Source organism: Wolbachia endosymbiont of Drosophila barbarae, assembly GCF_044752445.1.
GTDB lineage: Bacteria > Pseudomonadota > Alphaproteobacteria > Rickettsiales > Anaplasmataceae > Wolbachia > Wolbachia pipientis.
Genome location: NZ_JBIXJM010000100.1, coordinates 1 through 925 on the forward strand (window position 1 = coordinate 1; position 925 = coordinate 925).

Annotated in this window: 2 protein-coding genes; one reads left to right on the forward strand and one right to left on the reverse strand. The window is 38.1% G+C overall.

Features of this window, described 5'->3' with window-relative positions:
• The first annotated feature begins 115 nt into the window (after positions 1–115).
• Positions 116–277 carry a hypothetical protein gene (locus ACIPNH_RS01275; protein WP_174516099.1) on the forward strand — a complete coding sequence of 54 codons (162 nt, stop codon included), beginning with the start codon at positions 116–118 and terminating at the stop codon, positions 275–277.
• A gap of 174 nt (positions 278–451) precedes the next feature.
• Here ACIPNH_RS01275 and ACIPNH_RS01280 read toward each other — a convergent pair whose 3' ends face one another.
• Positions 452–781 (reverse strand): SWIM zinc finger family protein, encoded by a 330-nt coding sequence (locus ACIPNH_RS01280; RefSeq protein WP_007548583.1) that lies wholly within the window; start codon positions 779–781, stop codon positions 452–454.
• Between the last annotated feature and the right edge of the window lie 144 nt (positions 782–925).

Below are 925 nucleotides of genomic sequence, written 5' to 3' on the forward strand. Positions count from 1 at the left end.
AATCGCGGTTATTAAGTGTTTAGAATAAAAAAACGCCATACTTGAAAGTATAATGTAAGTAATTAGCCAATTATGGGGCTTTTTTTGCCTTTTTTTTCGTTTGGTAAATTTCTTAATGTTTATAGCTAAACGACAACCGTCATCCCGCTGCTTGTTAGCGGGATCTATGCTAAGAGATACCGCGGATGAATCGCGCGGTATGACGGTTCGTGGTGGCATCTCGTCATCCCGCTACGTGTTAGCGGCTAAGAGATACCGCGGCGGTATGACGTCTTAGCCATAGATTACCTGATCTCACCATCTTTCCGGTTGTTTTATACATAATTCTCGGATTTTGAAAGTTCACTTTGAATAAATTGCTCATATTCTTTATCCTCTAGTTCTTCAAAAATCTCAGGATAATGTTTACTGGAACGAGTAATTATTGAAATTAGCTCTTGCTTTGTTTTTCTTAGTAAAACCTTTCAAAGAGAGTCTGTTCATCTGGGCGCGCAGACGATCGATACTCCTTTCTATCAAGTGCAACCAAAGCAAAACCTGTTGCAGCCATATGCTTACATGGACCATAATACACAAATGCAGGACAGGAACATGTTCCACTCAAAAGAGGACCATCGTGCTTTAGTGTCACTCGATATACATTTGATCCAACTACCTTTGATTTAGCTTGAGATTCATTAACAGATATAATCTGTACCTTTCTTTTGTCAAAATAATCCCTTCCTCTGGAGCGGTAGGGTTCTTTGATAAGACCTGTGATATCTTTATAATACAGTCTCATTTTTACCTCCTTTAAAACCCTCAATTTTCTAATATATCCTTTCTTCCATAAAAATTTATTAACTCACCACGACTTTTATAGCATTTCTCATAATAGTCCGAACAGGTCATAGGAAGGCAGAATCAACAGCACGACGAAAAGATT